General features: G+C 70.7%; 18 protein-coding genes. 14 read left to right on the top strand and 4 right to left on the bottom strand.

The features are described from left to right. Positions 1-32 precede the first annotated feature (32 nt). The 7 genes from OG524_RS16800 to OG524_RS16770 all read left to right on the top strand — a co-directional run bounded on the left by OG524_RS16800 (position 33) and on the right by OG524_RS16770 (position 4,558). Positions 33-296, top strand: coding sequence for an acyl carrier protein (locus OG524_RS16800; protein WP_405390012.1), 264 nt, complete (start codon positions 33-35; stop codon positions 294-296). Next, positions 293-691 (top strand): 3-hydroxyacyl-ACP dehydratase FabZ family protein, encoded by a 399-nt coding sequence (locus OG524_RS16795; protein WP_405390013.1) that lies wholly within the window; start codon positions 293-295, stop codon positions 689-691. The genes OG524_RS16800 and OG524_RS16795 overlap by 4 nt, the downstream gene beginning before the upstream one ends. Then, entirely contained in the window at positions 688-1,191 is a 504-nt protein-coding gene (locus OG524_RS16790) for a 3-hydroxyacyl-ACP dehydratase FabZ family protein (protein WP_405390014.1), read from the top strand. Before OG524_RS16795 ends, OG524_RS16790 begins: the two co-directional genes overlap by 4 nt. An 11-nt stretch (positions 1,192-1,202) precedes the next feature. Next, on the top strand, positions 1,203-1,952 hold the full coding sequence (gene fabG / locus OG524_RS16785; protein ID WP_405390015.1) for a 3-oxoacyl-[acyl-carrier-protein] reductase: 750 nt from the start codon (positions 1,203-1,205) through the stop codon (positions 1,950-1,952). 18 nt (positions 1,953-1,970) lie between these two features. Beyond that, the gene (locus OG524_RS16780; RefSeq protein ID WP_405390016.1) at positions 1,971-2,552 is read left to right on the top strand and encodes a YbaK/EbsC family protein; all 582 of its coding nucleotides are present in this window, start codon (positions 1,971-1,973) and stop codon (positions 2,550-2,552) included. 181 nt (positions 2,553-2,733) lie between these two features. Beyond that, on the top strand, positions 2,734-3,675 hold the full coding sequence (locus OG524_RS16775; RefSeq protein ID WP_405393162.1) for an ATP-binding cassette domain-containing protein: 942 nt from the start codon (positions 2,734-2,736) through the stop codon (positions 3,673-3,675). 37 nt (positions 3,676-3,712) lie between these two features. Next, positions 3,713-4,558: an ABC transporter permease gene (locus tag OG524_RS16770; protein WP_405390017.1), complete on the top strand. Its 846-nt coding sequence runs from the start codon at positions 3,713-3,715 to the stop codon at positions 4,556-4,558. Between the two features lie 84 nt (positions 4,559-4,642). Here OG524_RS16770 and OG524_RS16765 read toward each other — a convergent pair whose 3' ends face one another. After that, a complete protein-coding gene (locus OG524_RS16765; RefSeq protein WP_405810858.1) occupies positions 4,643-6,604 on the bottom strand; it encodes an ABC1 kinase family protein in 1,962 nt (653 codons plus the stop codon). A gap of 604 nt (positions 6,605-7,208) precedes the next feature. Between OG524_RS16765 and OG524_RS16760 the strand changes: the two genes are divergently transcribed. Next, positions 7,209-8,162: a helix-turn-helix domain-containing protein gene (locus OG524_RS16760; protein WP_405390019.1), complete on the top strand. Its 954-nt coding sequence runs from the start codon at positions 7,209-7,211 to the stop codon at positions 8,160-8,162. Between the two features lie 305 nt (positions 8,163-8,467). Here the strand turns inward: OG524_RS16760 and OG524_RS16755 are convergent, their stop codons facing one another. Next, positions 8,468-8,920: a MarR family winged helix-turn-helix transcriptional regulator gene (locus OG524_RS16755; protein ID WP_405390020.1), complete on the bottom strand. Its 453-nt coding sequence runs from the start codon at positions 8,918-8,920 to the stop codon at positions 8,468-8,470. Then, entirely contained in the window at positions 8,917-9,528 is a 612-nt protein-coding gene (locus tag OG524_RS16750) for a DJ-1/PfpI family protein (RefSeq protein ID WP_405390021.1), read from the bottom strand. The genes OG524_RS16755 and OG524_RS16750 overlap by 4 nt, the downstream gene beginning before the upstream one ends. A 183-nt stretch (positions 9,529-9,711) precedes the next feature. Between OG524_RS16750 and OG524_RS16745 the strand changes: the two genes are divergently transcribed. The 3 genes from OG524_RS16745 to OG524_RS16735 all read left to right on the top strand — a co-directional run bounded on the left by OG524_RS16745 (position 9,712) and on the right by OG524_RS16735 (position 12,672). Then, positions 9,712-11,088 carry an aspartate aminotransferase family protein gene (locus tag OG524_RS16745; RefSeq protein WP_405390022.1) on the top strand — a complete coding sequence of 459 codons (1,377 nt, stop codon included), beginning with the start codon at positions 9,712-9,714 and terminating at the stop codon, positions 11,086-11,088. A gap of 67 nt (positions 11,089-11,155) precedes the next feature. After that, entirely contained in the window at positions 11,156-11,875 is a 720-nt protein-coding gene (locus OG524_RS16740) for a GntR family transcriptional regulator (protein WP_405390023.1), read from the top strand. A 146-nt stretch (positions 11,876-12,021) separates the two neighbouring features. Continuing rightward, a complete protein-coding gene (locus OG524_RS16735) occupies positions 12,022-12,672 on the top strand; it encodes a hypothetical protein (protein WP_405390024.1) in 651 nt (216 codons plus the stop codon). Between the two features lie 96 nt (positions 12,673-12,768). On the opposite strand, the gene OG524_RS16730 is transcribed toward OG524_RS16735, so the two are convergent. Further along, positions 12,769-13,554 carry an SLATT domain-containing protein gene (locus tag OG524_RS16730; protein WP_405390025.1) on the bottom strand — a complete coding sequence of 262 codons (786 nt, stop codon included), beginning with the start codon at positions 13,552-13,554 and terminating at the stop codon, positions 12,769-12,771. 370 nt (positions 13,555-13,924) lie between these two features. On the opposite strand from OG524_RS16730, the gene OG524_RS16725 reads away from it, so the two are divergent. From OG524_RS16725 to OG524_RS16715, 3 genes are all read left to right on the top strand, one after another. After that, a complete protein-coding gene (locus tag OG524_RS16725; protein ID WP_405393163.1) occupies positions 13,925-14,257 on the top strand; it encodes a YbaB/EbfC family nucleoid-associated protein in 333 nt (110 codons plus the stop codon). Between the two features lie 76 nt (positions 14,258-14,333). Continuing rightward, positions 14,334-14,933: a recombination mediator RecR gene (recR, locus tag OG524_RS16720; protein ID WP_031090791.1), complete on the top strand. Its 600-nt coding sequence runs from the start codon at positions 14,334-14,336 to the stop codon at positions 14,931-14,933. Positions 14,934-15,016: 83 nt separating this feature from the next. Next, complete coding sequence (locus OG524_RS16715; RefSeq protein ID WP_405810854.1) at positions 15,017-15,676, top strand: DUF5063 domain-containing protein; 660 nt, start codon at positions 15,017-15,019, stop codon at positions 15,674-15,676. Positions 15,677-15,797: the final 121 nt, after the last annotated feature.

Below are 15,797 nucleotides of genomic sequence, written 5' to 3'. Positions count from 1 at the left end.
GGACAGACCGCACCCCAACCGGAAGGAAGAGCATGACAACCGACGCGGTGGCCCGCCTCGATCGAGAAGAGCTGCGGACGTTGCTGGCCGACACCATCGACGCCGACGTGTCCGACGTCGGGGACGACACGGACTTCGTGGACAGGCTCGGGGTCGATTCGCTGATGGCCCTGGAGGTCGTCGTCGTACTTGAGCGGAAGTACGGCATCAGGTTCGCCGAGCAGGAGATGCGCACGGTACGGACGCTGAACAGCGCCTACGACGAAGTACTGCGCAAGCTGGCGGGGCGTCCGTGAGCACAGCGGTGCTGGCCCGCCCGGAGACGGCGCGGGAGCCGGGCACCGACGCGGACACGGGGAAGTGGTCCGCCCGGTACACGGTGGCCATCGGCGCGGACGAACCCGTCTTCGCCGGGCACTACCCGGACTTCCCGATCTTCCCCGGCGTGTGCGTGCTGGAGTGCGTGCGCACCGCCGCGGAGGCCTCCGTGCCGCCCGCTGCCGGTGAACTCCGGTTCTTCGCGGTCGAGTCCGGTCGCTTCCTGTCCGCCGTCCACCCGGGCGACGTACTGGAGATCGAGCTGGCCTGGGAGCCGCGCGGGGCCGACTGGCGCTGCACCGCGAAGGTGGCGACCGGCCGGGGCCCGGCGGCCTCGGTCCGCTGCCGCTACCGGCAGGGGGCGGCGGCGTGACCGGATCCGCGGGGATACGCGCCGCGCTGCCCCACCGCTACCCGATGCTCCTGGTCGACCGGATCCTCGCGGCAGGCACCGACGAGATCCGGTCGGTCAAGGCCGTCACGCTCAACGAACCGTGGTACGCCCGACTCGGCGAGGATCCCCCGGAGACGGACTTCGCCTACCCGGACTTCCTGCTGCTCGAGTCCTGGACCCAGACCGCCGGCCTGCTGGCCACCCGGTCGGACGAAGGCCCCGCCGAGGGCCGGACCATGCTGTTCGGCTCCATGCGGGACGTGGAGTTCCACCGGCAGGTGTTCCCCGGCGACGTGATCGAGCACCACGTCCGGCTGCAGCGCGCGGTCAACGACACGCTCGTCTTCGAAGGCGGCAGCCGGATCGGCGACGAACCGGTGCTGACCATCGGCACCGTCACCGTGGCCTTCCGCCCGCGCGAACAACTCGACCCCGAACACGCCGGCCGGAACAGCGCCCCGCTGACCGGCAGCCGGTGAGGAGAGAAGTCATGACAGACGACAACGGAGCGCGCGTCGCCCTGGTGAGCGGGGGATCGCGCGGCATCGGGCGGGCCGTCGTACTGCGGCTCGCGGCCGAGGGCCACGACGTCAGTTTCTGCTACCAGTCCAACGAGCAGGCCGCGCTGGCGCTGGAGAAGGAGGCGGGCGAGCTCGGCGTACGCACCCTGGCGGTACGGGTCGACGTGACCGACGCCGCGTCCGTCAAGGAATGGGTGGCCAGGACGGAGTCCGAACTCGGCCCGGTCGAGGTGGTGGTCTGCTCCGCGGGCATCACCCGTGACAACCCGCTGCTGCTCATGTCCGACGAGGACTGGCACAGCGTCCTGGACACCAATCTCGACGGCGTCTACAACGTCTGCCGCTCGGTCATCTTCGAGATGATGAAGCGGAAGTCCGGCACGATCATCAACGTCTCCTCGGTCGCGGGCGTCCACGGCAACGCGACGCAGTCCAACTACTCCGCGTCCAAGGCGGGCATCATCGGCTTCTCCAAGGCACTCGCCAAGGAGGTGGGCCGGTACGGCATCCGCGCGAACGCGGTGGCACCCGGCTTCATCGAGACCGACATGACCGCCGAACTGGCCGACAAGGTCAAGAAGGACGCGGCCAAGCAGATCCCGCTGCGCCGCTTCGGCCGGGCCGAGGAGGTCGCCGACCTCGTCGCCTTCCTGGCGAGCGACCGCGCCGGTTACATCACCGGATCGGTCCTCCAGATCGACGGCGGCATCACCATATGAGTGCCGGCCGGGTGTGAGATGACGTCATCGCACCCTCCTGGACACACGGCACCGCCCGCAGGCCGGGACGACGCGGCACCGGACGGTCCGGACGGTGCCGTACCGGGCGACGGGACCGCGTACCTGCGGCTGCGCCGGCTTGCGGACCTGCACGGCGCCGCCTACCGGCTGATCGCACACGCGCCGGAGGGACGTACCGAGGCCGCCAGCGCGCTGCGTGGGCACGCCCTCGCGCAGAGCGCCAAGTCGCTGGTCGTGGCGGCCCGTCCGAGCAAGCGGACCTGCCGGTACGTCCTGGCCGTCGTGCCCGGTGACCGGCGCGTCGACCTCGGCCGGATCGCGGAGCTCGCGGGCGGCCGCAAGGCGGGCTTCGCGCCCCGCGACACCGCGGAGCGGCTGGCGGGCTCGGTCAGCGGTTCCATCATCCCGTTCTCCTTCCACCCCGAACTCGAACTGATCGTCGACGAGGACCTGCTCCGTCACGACGTGCTGTACTTCAACGCCGCCCGGCTCGACCTCTCGATGGCGCTGCCCACCGACGACTACCTGCGCATGGCACGGCCGCGCACGGCCCGGATCAGCGAAGCACCGGAGGCCTGACCGACCGCGTCGCGCACGGCGCCCTCCGGCTTTCCGCAACCTGCAGCGCCCCGATTCCCACCGCTTCCCGGTTCTACGATCGCCACCCGGCGGCGGTGGCTTTTCCGAGCACACATCCGAACCGGGGCCAGCCATCGGGCCACCGGAAACAGCAACGGAGGCCGAGCACGTGGCCAAACCCATGATTCAGGCAGTCGACGTAGTCAAGTCGTTCGGTGACGTGAAGGCACTGAACGGTGTCAACGTCTCGGTTCCAGAAGGTTCGATCCACGGTCTGCTCGGCCACAACGGTGCCGGTAAGACGACCCTGGTGCACATCCTGTCCACCCTGCTGCCGCCGACCGGCGGCTCCGCGCGCATCTGCGGGCACGACGTGGCCACCGAGGCCGAGGCCGTCCGCCGCTGCATCGGCCTGACCGGGCAGTTCGCCTCGGTCGACGAGCAGCTCAACGGGCGGGAGAACCTCGTGCTGGTCGCGCGCCTGCTGGGTGCGAGCCGACGCCAGGCGGTCACCCGCGCGAACGAGCTCCTGGAAGTGTTCGAGCTGACCGACGCGGCGACGCGCCCGGTGCTCCAGTACTCCGGAGGCATGCGCAGGCGCCTGGACATCGCGGCCAGCCTCGTCGGCGGGCCCCGGGTCATCTTCCTCGACGAACCGACGACCGGGCTCGACCCGAACGCCCGGATCGGCGTGTGGGAGACCATCGAGCGGCTGGCCAAGGACGGCACCGCCGTACTCCTCACCACGCAGTACCTGGAGGAGGCCGACCGCCTCTGCGAGCAGATCACCGTGCTCTCCGCGGGAAGCGTGGTCGCCGGCGGCAATCCGGCCGAGCTCAAGGCCGAGGTCGGCCAGCGCCTGGTGACGGTGACGACGGTGTCGCCGTCCGACGTGCAGGTCGCGGTGCGAGCCCTGGAGGCGGCCGGCATCCGGGCGACGCCACAGGCCTCGGGGACGGCGCTGATCGCCCCCGTGGCGGCCGCCGCGGACCTCGCCGTCGTCGTACGCATCCTGAGTGACGCGCACACCGAGATCGCCGAACTCGCGTTCTCCGAGCCGACCCTGGACGACGTCTACCTGAAGCTGACCCACGAGCCCGCCAGGAAGCCGGTGCCCGCATGACCGTCCCGATCCCCCTCACCGAAGAAGGAGCGTCCCGATGACGGTCATCGACGCCGAGACCGAACCCCGCCCGAGCACCCGGACGGGCGTGAGCGTGTCCGAGGAGTGGGGCGGCAGCAGCCTGCTGACCCAGACCCTCGCGCTCACCGGCCGTTCCGTACGGCCGTACCTGCAGCCCGGCGTGCTCATCGTCACGTTCATCGAGCCGCTGGTCATGCTCCTGATGTTCGGCGGCGTGCTGCGCGCGCTCGGCGACACCGTCGCCCCGCAGGGGGGCGACCTGTCGTACATCGCCGGGCTGGCCCCCGCGATCATGATCATCACCTCGGTCGCAGCCGGGGCCCAGGCCGGGAACGGTCTCATCAACGACCTGCGCAACGATGTGATCACCCGGTTCCACACGATGCCGATCTCCCGGTTCAGCGTGCTGCTCGCCCGGAGCCTCGCGGACGCCGCACGGTCGCTGTACCAGCTGATCGCCGTGGCCGTCCTGGCCGCGCTGATCTTCGGCTTCAACCCGCCCGGCGGGATACTCGGGGTCGTCGGCTCGATCCTCCTGAGCCTGTTCGTCGGCTGGTCCATGAGCTGGATCTTCATCGCGCTGGCCGCGGTGCTGCGCAACGGTGACGTACTGCGCATGATCACCACGCTGTGCACCTTCCCCCTGCTCTTCGCCTCCAACGCGTTCGTCGACCCTGAGTCGATGCCGTCCTGGCTGCGGGTCGTCGCCGAGGCGAACCCCATCTCGTACGCCAACGACGCGATGCGCAGCATGGTCGCAGGGCAGGCCTCGCTCACGGAACTGCTCACCACCGTGGGCGTCTCCTGTGTCCTGTTCGCCGTCTGCGCACCGATCGCGAACCGCTCCTTCCGGGTGTTGTGACCCACGGCCGCATCACCTCGTGACCGGTACCGGACAGCCCGCGGCCGGGAGGCGCACACAGCGCCTCCCGGCCGTCGTGCGTGATCAGCCCCGGCCCCGGGAGATGGAGAAGACCACCCGCAGCACCAGGATGAAGCTGACCACCAGCAGGTTGTAGCCGATCAGCTGGCTCAGCGAGACGGACCCGATGATCGTGGGCTTGCCGTCGACGCTCAGCAGTACGGAGCCGACCAGCGCGATGACCCCACCCAGGAACGTCAGCAGTACGTCGTGGACCAGACCGCGCACGAAGCGCCGGTCCCGTTCGTCCGCCAGCAGCCGTATCCGGATCCCCAGCCGGCCGCCCTCCAGCGCACTGCTGACCCTGTCCACCCGCCGCGGCAGCCGGCGCAGGACCGAGGTGAGCGAGACCGCCTCCTCGATCAGCGAGTCCTTCACCCGCTCGTAGCTCAGCTGCTCCTGGACCCGTGCGGCGGCGAAGGTACGGGCCTGCGCGACGATGTCGAAGTCCGGCACGAGCCGTTCGACGGTGCCCTCCACGGTGGCCAGCGCCCGGAAGGTCGCCGCCACCTCCGGCGGGACGGTCAGACCGTGCTGGGCGACGAGCTGGAAGAGCTCGGAGAACATGTCGGGCTGGGGTTTGCTCCCGGGGCTCAGGCACCGCGCCATGAACCGTCCCAGCGAACGCTCCAGCTTCCGTTCGTCGATCTGCTCCGGGCGCTCGACGACCTCCAGCAGCGCGTCACTGAGCGCCGCGGGGTCGTTGCGGTGGAGGGCGAGCAGCAGGTCCTGCAGCGCGGAGCGCATCCTCCGGTCGAGCCGGCCGACCGAACCGAAGTCGATCAGACCGAGCTCTCCGCTGCTCAGCAGCAGCACGTTCCCCGGGTGCGGATCGGCGTGGAACACCCCTCCGAGCATGATCTGTTCGAGGACGCAGTCGAGCAGCTGCTCGGCGAGCTTCGCACCGTCCAGGCCGCGTTCGGCGATCAGCTCCTTCGCGGAGCTGAGGGGAACGCCGTGCAGCCGCTCCAGGGTCAGGACCCGCCTGCTGCTGTACCCCTCGTACACGCGGGGCGTGCGGATGGTGCGGACGGCTCCCGACTCCGCGGCCCCGGCGATGATGGCGGCCATGTTGCGGGCCTCGGTCCGGAAGTCCAGCTCCTCGTGGAGCGAGACGGCGAAACCGTTCATCAGCTCACCGAGACCCAGGCTCCGCGCCCAGCGCGTGTGTTCCTCCAGCTTGCGGCTGATCCGGAACAGGATGTCCAGGTCGCGCTCCACGACCTGCCCGGCACCCGGGCGCTGGATCTTCACCGCGACCTCCTGGCCGTCCATCAGCCGGGCCAGGTGCACCTGGGCCATCGATCCGGCGGCCAGCGGCCGCGGGTCGAACTCGGCGAAGACGGTCTCCGGTTCGCAGCCCAGCTCCTCGGCGAGGAGCTCCCGTACCCGCTCCCAGGGCTCCGCCGCGGCCTGGTGGTGCAGCCTGGAGAACTCCTCGACGTATTCGGCGGGAAGCAGGTCGTAGCGGGTGGAGAGCATCTGCCCGAGCTTGACGAACGTCGCACCCGCCTCCTCCAGCGCCCGCCGCAGCCGCTGCGCGGAGTGGCGCCGTCCCGCGGCGGTCTCCTTCGGCGAGCCGGCCTTCGAGAGCCCGCGCAGCGAGGGCGAAAGGCCGTTCCGCATGGCTATGGCACTGAGTTCCGCGTAGCGCCGGGTACGCACCACGCGCCGGCGCAGCACGCCGGGCAGCCGCACGATGTCGGTCAGGGTGCTGCTGGGCAGCATGACCTCCGAGACCGCCAGGAAGATCATCGTGACCAGGATGCCGCAGCCCACCTGCACGGAGGTCATGGCCGGCCGGTGACTGCTCGGGCCCATGGCCGAGATGATCTGCATCGTCGCCAGGACACCGACCGTCCCGCCGAGAGCGGCCCGGATCTTGCCGATTCTGATGCCGAGCAGCCGCCGGGCGCCCATGGAGAGGCCGACCAAGGTGAAGACGAAAAGAACGGGGATCAGAATCAGGAACGCTGTGTGCTGCATGGGCGGAGCCTTTCCCGGACCGGAGTCCAAGTGCGGTGCGGGTACGGGGGTTTCGCCGTCGGCGCGCCGGGCGCCGAATTCCCTTCGGCGAATGTGTGCGGCTCTTCCGGGCGCCCGCGGCCATTCTGTGCGGCTGCGGCGGGACCACTCCACCGGACTCCCGTACAGGAAACTGCAGATGTGGACGGGACGACGTCCCTGGCAAGAATGTGCAACGGTGACGGTGCGGGGCATGAGCGGAAGGCATATTCGTCCGTGCCGGATTCCCGTCGGTCGTCCGGACCGGTGGTTCGGGGGGCGCGACGGGACGCAGCGGAACGGGACGGGGTTGCTTTCCCTCAGCATCCGAAACAGGTGCTCGCACGACGTTTCTGTCCCCTTGCCCGGAAATCTCGCTTTCTTTTTCCGGGGGACGGGTGAGTGCCCGTGGTGAATGGCCGGTTGTGCCGTTTACCCGAGTGTGACCGCGGGAAACCCGGGTGGCCGTGGCACCAAGCTGTCGAAACCGGCTCCCGAACACACGGACTGTGCTGGAGGCGGCCTAAGTTGACCACGTCAGAGGGGCGCGGTTCTGCCCGGAGGAAGCAACTTCCGAGAGGTCGACGTGGCGGATACGGGGATCGGTCTGGATGTGTGGTCGGAGCTGCTCTACCGCACGATGCTCAAGCGTGCGGTATGGCGGACGCGGGAACTGGCGAAGACTCTCGCATGGCCGGTGGACCAGGTGCTGCGGGTGCTGGACGCGCTGCGTTCCGAGAGTCTCGCCAGTGCCTCCGGAGAGGACGGGACGGCATTCCGGGCCGTCGAGCCGTGCATAGCCCTGCCGGCCCTGCTGGCCAGTCGCATGCGGGAGGGCCGCTCGCCGCAGCCCTGCCCGGTCGGGATCGGCAGGTTCATCGCGCTGCACGAGCAGGCGGAACGTTTCGGGGATTCCGGTGAGGGCGGCGAGAGCCGTCACGACGTGTCCGTCGTGATCGAGCGGCTGGTCGCCAAGGTCGAGCGCGAGGTCGTGTTCCTCGTCCCGCACTTCGGTGAGGGCGGCTTCGAGTTCTCCCGCCCCGTCGTGGACATGGTGCTCAGACGTGGTGCCAAGTTCCGCGCGGTGTGGGCCTCCTCGGTGATCAAGGCGCCGGCCGCCATGGCCCACGCCCAGTGGCTGACGCAGGAGGGTGCCGCGCTGCGCTCGGTCGGCACCCTGCCGCCCCGCGCGATGATCATGGACCAGGCGGTCGCCGTGGTCGTCGACGAGACCGAGGGGATCCGGGTCGTACGGTCCTCGGTCGAACTGGAGCGGCTGAGCGCCCTCGCCGAGCGGTTCTGGGAGCGCGGGGCGACCGTACGGCAGACGGGGCGGCATCCCGTCGCCCCGACCCGTCGCCCCCGTTCGGAGATCGTCCTGCGGCTCCTGTCGGAAGGCCTCACGGACGACGCGATCGCCCGCCGGCTGGGGTGCAGCGTGCGCACCGTGCGCAACGATGTGGCCTCCGCCATGGAGGCACTTGACGCGCGTAGCCGCTTCCAGGCCGGGGCCCGCGCCATGCAGGTGGGCCTGATCTGACGGGCCCCGCCCGCTGCGGACGGTGATCCGGCCTGTGCCGGACAGTACGTCAGCCGGCTGACGGGACAGCCCGATCCAGACCTGATCCGGACCTGATCCGGACCCGATCCAGGTCCGATTCCCGTCCGGACCCGATCCAGGTCCGATTCCCGTCCGAACCCGTCCGTGGCCCCGAGGCGACCGCCGTCCGAGGCCATGAGGGTTCCGCCATGGCAGCCGTCACGGGGGGCTGCTGCCCTGGCATCACGTGTATCGCCGTCACCGGCCTGCGGCCCGGCGTCATCGTGTACAGCGGGGCTCCGGCCTCACCGTGTATCCGCCGTCACCGTGTCCATCGCCGCGGACAGCCGCTCCAGCACCCGTACGGTCTCCGCGAACCTCTCCTCGCCCAGCTCCTCGGCCAGCCGCGCCGCGAACTCGGCGTGGCCCGGGCCGATCCGGTCCACCGACACCCGCCCCTCCTCGGTGGGCCGGAGCAGCTTGGCCCGGCGGTGGGCCGGGTTCGGCAGGTACTCCGCGAGGCCCTTGTCCACCAGCAGATCCGCGATCCGCTGCACACTCTGCCGGGTGATCCCCATCGCGCGGGCGATCCCCGACACGGGGAGCGGCTCGGCCAGGACCGCGCCGAGCACCTGCCACCACGCCGCCGTGAGCCCGGCAGGCCTCGCCAGCTCCTCCGCCACGGACAGGAACTGCCCGTTGAGGTGGAACACCCCGAGGGCCGTGCGGCTGAACCGGTCCTGATTCTCACCGCTCATCCCTGGAGCACCTCGTAGGCGCTCGCGTCCGAGTCGTGGAAGAGCCGGAACCACGCGTCCAGCTTCCTGGGCCCGTACACCCCGAGCAGGCCGAGGATCTCGCGGGCGAAGGCGACGGGTTCGGTCGGCCCGGCCGTGATCAGCGCACCTGTCCCGGGCCTGCCGGCATCGGTCACGGCGTCGGCCCCGGTGTAGTGCGAGCCGCCGGCGTACCCCGTGGCGGCGAGGTAGAAGGGCACCGCGCTCGTGTGCGTCCGGTCGTCGAGCAGGCCCTCACGGGCGAGGCCCGCAGTCGCCCCGCAGACGGCCGCCACGGGAACCCCCGCGTCCAGGAAGGCGCGTGCGGTGCGGGCGAAGGGGGCGAGGGTGTCGCCGGTGTCCCAGAGGGAGGCGCCGGTGAGGACGAGCAGCGCGCTGTCCTCGGGGCGCAGGCCGTCGAGCGCGAGGTCGGGCAGCACCCGCACCCCGCCCATGGTGGTGACCGGGTCGGTGGTCGGCCCGACGGTCCGCACGGTGTGGCCGTGCTGGGTGAGATGGGCGGTCGCGAAGCCCGGCTCCCAGTCGGCGAAGGTGTCGTAGACGGCCAGATGGACGGTCGTGCCGGTCATGGTGACCTCCTGAGGGAGTACGGAACCCCGATACCTCTATGACAGAAGACTGTCACAAAGGCAGCGTGCTGTCAATGTGGAGGGGTGTGGACCCGCGTGGACCCGACACCCTGCCGAGCGCCACGCCCCAGGCCGTACACAGTGGCCATGGAGCGCCGCCGGGCGGACGCCTACGCTCGCCGCATGACCCCTCATGCCTCTCGCGCTCCGTACGTCGACTCCGCCGCAGGCGCGGCCGTGAAGGCCGCCGACCGTGCGCATGTGTTCCACTCCTGGTCCGCCCAGGGACTGATCGACCCGCTCGCCGTCGCCGGCGCCGAGGGGGCGTACTTCTGGGACTACGACGGCAACCGCTACCTCGACTTCACCAGCGGCCTCGTCTTCACCAACATCGGCTACCAGCACCCCACGGTCGTCGCCGCGATCCAGGAACAGGCCGGAAAGCTCGCCACCTTCGCCCCCGCGTTCGCCATCGAGGCGCGCTCCGAGGCCGCACGCCTCATCGCGGAGCGCACCCCCGGCGACCTCGACAAGATCTTCTTCACCAACGGGGGCGCGGAGGCCGTCGAGAACGCGGTCCGGCTGGCCCGGCTGCACACCGGCCGCACGAAGGTGCTCTCCGCCTACCGCTCGTACCACGGGGCGACCTCCACCGCGATCAACCTCACCGGGGATCCGCGCCGTTGGGCGTCCGACAACGGCTCCGCGGGTGTCGTCCGCTTCTGGGCGCCGTTCCTCTACCGCTCGCCCTTCCACGCGCGGACCGAGGCCGAGGAGTGCGCCCGCGCGCTCCAGCACCTGGAGGACACCCTCGTCTTCGAGGGCCCCTCGACCGTCGCCGCCGTCATCCTGGAGACCATCCCCGGCACCGCGGGCATCATGACGCCCCCGCCGGGCTACCTCGCGGGCGTCCGCGAGATCTGCGACCGGTACGGGATCGTCTTCGTCCTGGACGAGGTGATGGCCGGATTCGGGCGCACCGGCAAGTGGTTCGCGGCCGACCACCACGACGTCGTGCCGGACCTGCTGACGTTCGCGAAGGGCGTCAACTCCGGTTACGTACCGCTCGGCGGCGTCGCCATCAGCGCCGAGATCGCCGCCACCTTCGAGACCCGTCCCTACCCCGGCGGGCTCACCTACTCCGGCCACCCGCTGGCCTGCGCCGCCGCCGTCGCGACGATCAACGTGATGGAGGACGAGAAGATCGTCGAGAGCGCCGCACAGCTCGGCGAGCACATCCTCGGCCCCGGTCTGCGCGAGCTCGCCGAACGGCACCCCTCGGTCGGCGAGGTCCGCGGCCTCGGCGCGTTCTGGGCACTGGAACTGGTCAGGAACAGGGAGACCCGCGAGCCGCTCGTCCCGTACAACGCGACGGGCGAGGCCAACGCCCCGATGGCGGCCTTCGGGGCGGCGTGCAGGAAGAACGGCCTCTGGCCCTTCATCAACATGAACCGCACCCACGTGGTCCCCGCCTGCAACGTCACCGAGGCCGAGGCCCAGGAGGGCCTCGCGGCCCTGGACGCGGCCCTCTCGGTGGCCGACGGGCACACGGTCCGGTAGGCGCGGGACCCGGACGCCCCTGCCGGTCGGTCTAAGGTGACCGGAGCCGAGAACCGGAAGGGGCAACATGGGTGCGAGCGGAGGTGTGACCCGCAGTACGCTGCGGCAGCAGATCACCGACGCGCTGCGTGACGAGGTGCTCGCGGGGCGTCTCCGGCCGCGGGTCGAATTCACCGTCAAGCAGATCGCCGAGCAGTACGGGGTGTCCGCGACGCCCGTACGCGAAGCGCTGTTCGACCTCTCCGCGCAGGGCCTCCTCGAATCCGACCAGCACCGGGGCTTCCGGGTCCGCGAATTCACCGTCGCCGACTACCGGTCCATGGTGGAGGCACGCACCCTGGTCATAGACGGGGTGTTCCGGGGCATCGTCGACGGGGCGGGCTCCGCCTCCGAGCTGCTCGCCACCCACCGTGCCGCGATGGTCTCCGTACGCCGCCGGGGCGAGGAGGCCGCCCGCGCCGCGCGCGGCGGCGACCTCGACATCCTGATCGGCTACGACCTGCGCTTCTGGCGGGAGCTCGGCGTGATCGCCGGCAACACCTACGTCACCGACTTCCTGCACCGGCTGCGCGTCCAGGCGTGGGTCTTCGCCGTCCCGTACCTGCGGGGGGACGCCGACGTACGGGAATGGCTGTGGAACCGCCACCAGGACCTCGTCGAAGCCATCACGGCCGCCGACGGCACCGCGGTGCGCGCGGTACTGGACGACTACCACCGGCACGGGCTGAACTGGGCGGACCGACTGGCCGCGGGCAACCCTCCGCACCCGGGCCACGGCGACGGCTGACCCGCCCACGCGCCCGGCGGGCGGGCCCCGGACCGGGAGCGCCGGGCCCCGGACCGGGCGGTGTCCGACCCGCACTCTGTGCGCCGGGTCCGGGCCGCATTACGCTGTCCCGACCATCGCACGAACCCGTTGGAGAGCGAGACTTCGTGGCCTGTGACCTGTGGCTGGTCCCCCTCGTCGATGTGCTGTGCCACAGCCCCGACAACCCCTTCGCCGAAGAGATCGCCGTCTACGACAAGGCGCTGGGCGAGGCGGGCCTGCCGCCCGTCCCCGTCTACGCCTACATGCCCGGCCTCACCGGGGACGTGGCCCCCGTCGCCGGCTTCGACTACGACGCCCTGCACTTCCTGCGCCGCGCCTACCTGCTCCACCTGAGCGGGCTCGCCGTCACACCCGTCGACGCACTGGGCGGGGACTACGAGCAGCTGCTGGAGATGTTCGAGCAGAGCGCCCAGCAGTCGCACCTGGTCTGGCACTACGACCACGCCGGGGCTTACGTACCGCTGGACTTCCCCGCACCGCTCTCCAACGACCAACTGCTGGAGGGCGGCGGCCCGCTGGGCTCCTCGCACGGCCTGCTGCGGGAACTGGAGTTCGTCGGTCCGGCCATCGGCATCGATCCGGCCAACCCTCCGGCCGCCCCGCTCCCGCCCATCGGACCGACCACGCTGGAGGAGCCGGCCGGGCCGATCCTGCACGACGAGAGCCCGTTCGCCCGCGAACGGCACGTCTGGCTCGGCCTGCACGCGGCGGCCACCCGCAGCCTCGCCCAGGGCTCGATGGTCATCTTCAGCTGACACCGGTCACCGGGAGCCGCCCCGGGCGTCGTCGCCCGGAGCGGCTCCCGACCGCGTTGGTGCCACGCGATGTGGCCGGGGAGACCGTGGAGGCGTTCAGCGGGGCGGCTCCGGCGGCCGTTGGCGCGGCATGTTGGGCCGGGTCACCGAGGGCATGGTGAGCCGGGCCGGATTGGCCTGTTCCGGCCTGCCGCCCACTCCGCCCGACACCAGCGACTGCATCCCCATGGGGGCGGGCCCGGCCCGGAACTCCACCATCCAGTCCGCCGTCTCCATGCGGACGAGCTCGGTGACGTCCTCCGAGAAGCGGCGCAGCACCCCCAGGCACCGCTCCGCGGCCTCGCTGGCCGTGCCCTCGGTGGGCCCGAGCATCTCCCGCACGCACTCCGACGCCCAGTCGAACTGCAGCACCTGGAGGCGCCGCTGCACGGCCTGTGCCGTCGCGAGGTTCCTTATCCAGCCCGAGGTGAGACCGAAGTACCGGTCGCAGGCCATGCAGGCCGCGCCCAGCAGCAACGACAGATAGCCCCAGCCGGCCGACCCGTGCAGTTCCCCGGTCAGGTCGAGCAGCGGCAGGGCCGCGCCCGCGACCACCCCGGCCGCCGTGCCGAGTCGCAGCAGCCTGGCCACGCGCCGCTTGCGGATCCGGTCGTGCAGATACCAGTCGGTGGTCTGCAGGGCGCCCGCCTCGACCCAGCGGTAGAGCTCGTCGAGCCGTTCGGCGGGTTCACCCCAGTCGCCGAGGGGGAAGGGGCGACCGGTCAGGTCCCGCGGGCCCGAACCGTGGCGCGAACCGGACCGATCGGTTCCGGTACCGGCACCGGATCCCGCGCCGGACTCCTTGCGGTGCGGCCCCTCGGGCTGCATCTCCGGCTGACTCACCGGGGCACTCCTCTGCACTCTGGGTTCGGCGCGTATCGGCGCACGACTACGCGGATCGGCACGGCTCTCCGACATGAGTGGGGCGGATTCCGGCATATGACCGGGGCCCCACCCGTGTAACTCTGCGTTACCTGGGATGTGCGTATGTGTACGGCTACGCCTGCTCTTCCTACCGCCGAATGGTGGGCCGTGGGGTCGAAATCGCGGGATTCCCGGGTGTGCACGGCCTCTGGTCAGGTATAGGAGCACGACAGGCCCTTTCTGAAACTCACCCGAAAGAGTTGGTCCCCGGTGGGTGGGGCACGGTGTCCGGCGAACACGTAGGCTCGGCGTACCGAAACAATCCGTTGTCGAAATGCCAGGAGTGACCGTGATTCCGGGTGGCCAGCCCAACATGCAGCAGCTGCTCCAGCAGGCCCAGAAGATGCAGCAGGATCTTGCCGAGGCCCAGGAGGAGCTGGCCAGGACCGAGGTCGAGGGACAGGCGGGCGGCGGGCTCGTGAAGGCCACCGTGACCGGGTCCGGCGAGCTCCGCGCCCTGGTGATCGATCCCAAGGCGGTGGACCCGGAGGACACCGAGACGCTCGCCGACCTCGTGGTCGCCGCGGTGCAGGCGGCGAACGAGAACGCGCAGCAGCTCCAGCAGCAGAAGCTGGGCCCGCTGGCCCAGGGCCTGGGCGGCATGCCCGGCCTCCCCTTCTGACGTACCGACTTCAGAGACCTATGGCTACCCGGGCGTACCGGCTACGGTACGAGCAGGAATAAGGAAAGGCGTTCCGTTGTACGAAGGCGTGGTTCAGGAGCTCATCGACGAACTGGGCAGGCTGCCCGGCGTCGGCCCCAAGAGCGCGCAGCGGATCGCCTTCCACATCCTGCAGGCCGAGCCCACCGACGTACGCCGTCTCGCCCATGCCCTCCTGGAGGTCAAGGACAAGGTCCGCTTCTGCGAGATCTGCGGCAACGTCGCCCAGCAGGAGCAGTGCGGGATCTGCCGGGACGCGCGGCGCGACCGGACGGTCATCTGCGTGGTCGAGGAGCCCAAGGACGTCGTCGCGATCGAGCGGACCCGTGAGTTCCGGGGCCGCTACCACGTGCTCGGCGGCGCGATCAGCCCGATCGAGGGCGTCGGCCCCGACGACCTGCGGATCAGGGAGCTGCTGGCGCGGCTCGCGGACGGTTCCATCACCGAGCTGATCCTGGCGACGGACCCCAACCTGGAGGGCGAGGCCACGGCGACGTACCTCGCCCGGATGGTCAAGCCGATGGGCCTGCGGGTGACCCGGCTGGCCAGCGGCCTGCCGGTGGGCGGCGACCTGGAGTACGCGGACGAGGTCACGCTCGGCCGCGCGTTCGAGGGGAGGCGGCTGCTCGATGTGTGACCTGGCATCTGATGTCGGCTTTACGTTCGGCGACGTTATGTTCTACCCACCGTTCGCGACCGTGCCCACGGGAGGTCTCCTCGATGTCTGACGCCACGCTGAACTCCGTCACGCAGGATCCGGACGATTTCGCCGTCCAGATCGCGGACCAGATCAAGACCTTCATCGTCGCGGTCACCGAGGTCTCCAAGGCCGAGGAGCCCGAGGAGGCCGTCCCGGTCCTGCTCCTGCAGGTCTCCCAGCTGCTGCTGGCCGGCGGACGCCTCGGCGCGTACGAGGACATCCTCCCGGACGAGCGCTACGAGCCCGACCTGGGCCCCGAGCCGGACGCCGACGGCCTGCGCGAGCGCTTCGCGGCGCTCCTGGAGCCGATCGACGTCTTTTCCGAGGTCTTCGACCCGTACGAGCCCCGCAAGCCCCCCGTGCCGCACCGCATCTCGGACGACCTGGCCGACCTGGTGACGGACCTCGGCCACGGCCTGGCCCACTACGAGGCGGACCGCACGGCGGAGGCCATGTGGTGGTGGCAGTTCTCGTACTTCTCCAACTGGGGCTCCACCGCGTCGGCGGCCCTGCGCGCCCTCCAGTCCCTGATCGCCCACATCCGGCTGAACCAGCCGCTCCAGGAGCTCGACGGCCTGGACACGGACCAGGACCCGGGCGACGGCGACCTGGCCGAGGAGGCGGGCCGCGTGATGGTCGAGGAGATCGCGGGACCGCTGGGGCTGCGACCGGTCAACTAGGGGCTTCCGGTTGGATCAGGCCCCGCGAGCCCGGCCTGATCCAACCGGGAGGCCCTGAGGCCTTTCGCCCGGAACGGGCCGTGCCGCCGGGCTGTGTCGTGGGACACAGACAGGCGTGCGG

This window comes from Streptomyces sp. NBC_01520 (assembly GCF_045040375.1).
Classification (GTDB): Bacteria; Actinomycetota; Actinomycetes; order Streptomycetales; family Streptomycetaceae; genus Streptomyces.
Note: the sequence above shows the minus strand (reverse complement) of the source record. Positions and strands in the feature narration are given on the sequence as shown.